The organism is Vulcanisaeta sp. (genome assembly GCF_049966235.1).
GTDB classification, from domain to species: Archaea; Thermoproteota; Thermoprotei; order Thermoproteales; family Thermocladiaceae; genus Vulcanisaeta; species Vulcanisaeta moutnovskia.
The window spans coordinates 1-2,598 of sequence record NZ_JBMFVA010000049.1; the positions used below are offsets into that span (position 1 = coordinate 1).

General features: G+C 42.5%; 4 protein-coding genes. All 4 read left to right on the forward strand.

The features are described 5' to 3' along the window. Positions 1–386 precede the first annotated feature (386 nt). Positions 387–809, forward strand: coding sequence for a DsrE/DsrF/DrsH-like family protein (locus ACP5L5_RS11545; RefSeq protein ID WP_428111272.1), 423 nt, complete (start codon positions 387–389; stop codon positions 807–809). 9 nt (positions 810–818) lie between these two features. Next, positions 819–1,094 carry a sulfurtransferase TusA family protein gene (locus ACP5L5_RS11550; protein ID WP_428111271.1) on the forward strand — a complete coding sequence of 92 codons (276 nt, stop codon included), beginning with the start codon at positions 819–821 and terminating at the stop codon, positions 1,092–1,094. Between the two features lie 19 nt (positions 1,095–1,113). Further along, positions 1,114–1,539 carry a hydrogenase iron-sulfur subunit gene (locus ACP5L5_RS11555; RefSeq protein WP_428111270.1) on the forward strand — a complete coding sequence of 142 codons (426 nt, stop codon included), beginning with the start codon at positions 1,114–1,116 and terminating at the stop codon, positions 1,537–1,539. Continuing rightward, the coding region (locus tag ACP5L5_RS11560; RefSeq protein WP_428763960.1) for an FAD-dependent oxidoreductase at positions 1,529–2,598 on the forward strand (1,070 nt) is incomplete at its 3' end. The genes ACP5L5_RS11555 and ACP5L5_RS11560, both read left to right, overlap by 11 nt.

Here is a 2,598-nt window from a genome sequence, read left to right on the forward strand (position 1 = left end):
CCTAAATTACTGTATATGAAGTCAGCAATCTTAGCTTGAAGAGGCCTCCAACCCACGTACGGTAAGTACCTACTCACCTTAGTATTAATCATTAGACCAGCATTGAGACACTGCACGCTTTAAAAACCTATGGCTCAGTACCTTAATCTTGATGAAGCTATAACCCTTATCTCATTATTAGCACATTACGATTTTAGGTAATAAGCCTTATAGAATGAAGTTATGTTGAACATTTGCAGTTATAAAAATAATTACCAATAAATAACTAATTACGACTAATCGTATTTTAAAGTAACCTAACATTTTCTCACAATATTTTTCTTGTTGCACATCAAGTGTGAAATAAAAGATTTTAACCATTCATGAGCTAAAAGTGTGGTGATATTATGGGCGAGAAAAGGAAGAAAATGGCCGTAGCCGTATTCTCAGGCAGTATAGATAGGTTAACCGGGTTGGCTATGCTTGTTTCTGGCGCAGTGGCCATGGGTATGGAGGTTGAATTATTCCTTCAATTATGGGGGGCATATTCCTTTAGGAAGGATGTTATACAGAAGAACATGAATTTTAGCGAATTTCAAAACCTGAGTTCTGAGGTTGCTAAGAGGTTGCAGGAATTGAAATTACCATCATGGTTTGATTTATTAAGGGAGGCTAAGAGGATGGGCAACTTAAAGATTTATGTGTGCTCCACGGCGGCTGCAATATGGAAGGCTAAGAAAGAGGATTTCGTTGATCTAGTTGATGACATAATAGGTGTGGGTGAATGGGTGGATAAAATGTCAGAAGCTGACATAACGCTATTCGTGTAGGTGATGGACATGAGCGAGATAAAGGGTGAATTAAGTCCCGAGGAGCTTAGGAAACTTAAACCAAACAAGACAGTAGACGCTAGGGGCATGTCTTGCCCAGGTCCTCTCCTGGCGGCTAAGCAGGCTATAACTGAAGTACCAGTTGGGGGAATACTGGAAACTCTCTCATCGGATCCTGGTACAAAAAGGGACTTACCCCTTTGGGCTAAGAAGATGGGGCATGTATACCTAGGCACAATAGAGGAGCCTGGGTACTGGAGAATATTCGTGAGGAGAATGAAGTGATTAAGTAGGTGATCGAGTATTGACTAGTAAAGAATCAAAACCGCAAGTTCTTATTTTCGCTACAAACATTATTTCAGACCCTGGAATATGTTCAGCCGGCTTAATGCACTTGAGTTACCCAGCTCAAACAACCATGATTAAAGTTCCATGTTCCTCCATGATAAGGCCAGAGTGGGTACTAGTAGCAATTGAAAGCGGCTTCGATGGCGTGTTCATTGCTGCCGATGGTACTGATTGCCCATACTTAAGTGATTGCACAGACAGGACTGCGAAGCATGTTAAGGAGGCTCAAGAATTATTAAGCAATAGGGGTATTGAACCCGATAGAGTTAGGATGGCCGCCATTTGCTCAGTATGTGGGGAAGCCTTCTCTAGATTAATGAATGACTTTTACTCTAGGTTAATGAAACTAGGCCCCGTTAAGGTGAGTTACCGTGGGGAATGACTTGTTTAGGAAAATTCTTGAGAAGGCTGAAATCGTGAATGAACCACTTAACTACGATGTTGTAGTAATAGGTGGCGGCATAGCGGGCATAGAGGCGGCACTTGATTTAGCGGAAATGGATTATAAGGTTCTCTTAGTTGAGAAGGAGGCAACTATAGGTGGTAAAATGCTTTTACTAAGCAAGGTATTCCCAACTCTTGACTGTGCTAGTTGCATATCAACTCCGAAAATGGCAGCTGCTGCTCATCACCCTAACATAGAATTATGGACCTACTCAGAGGTTACCAATATTGATGTTAAGGGAAGGGGCGATTTTGAAGTCACAGTTCTGAGGAAGCCCAGGTTTGTTAATGAGACCTTATGTACCGGATGTGGTACATGCGAGGACGTATGCCCTGTAGTTATACCAAAAGAGTTGGATTATGGCCTTAGGGGGAGGAAGGCAGCATACATACCCTTTGATACTGCCGTCCCAAAGATAGCTGTAGTAGATGTAGATAACTGCATTTTCTGTGGGCAATGTGAAAGGGTGTGCCCCGCAGGAGCCATTGACTTCACTCAGAAGCCTAAGATCTATAGGGTTAAGACACGCGCATTAATAATAACCACTGGTTACAGACTTTTTCCTGCGGAGAGGAAGGAATCCTATGGTTATGGTAAGGTACCTAATGTAATAACGGCAATGCAAATGGAGAGACTATTATCCCCCACAAGGCCATTTAATTCTGTTTTAAGGCCATCCGATGGTAAGGAACCAAGTAGTATTGGGTATGTGCTCTGTGTTGGTTCTAGGGATAAGACTGTGGGGAACCCCAGGTGTTCTCAAGTTTGCTGCATGTATTCAATAAAGCAGGCTCAGTTAATCTTAGGGGCAGTACCATTGGCTGATGTAACAATATACTGCATGGACATAAGGGCTTCCGGTAAAGGCTTCGAGGAATTTTACCAGAAGGCCAGGGCAATGGGCATTAAGTTCGTGCGTGGTAGGGTGGCTAAGATTGAGGGATTACCCAATGGTAATGTTAGAGTAATTTATGAAGATATCGACGATGGGAAGGT

What these genes read in the sequence shown, in the direction of transcription:
- ACP5L5_RS11550 (WP_428111271.1), top strand. Translation starts at nt 819, where the DNA reads ATGAGCGAGATAAAGGGTGAATTAAGTCCCGAGGAGCTTAGGAAACTT.
- ACP5L5_RS11545 (WP_428111272.1), top strand. Translation starts at nt 387, where the DNA reads ATGGGCGAGAAAAGGAAGAAAATGGCCGTAGCCGTATTCTCAGGCAGT.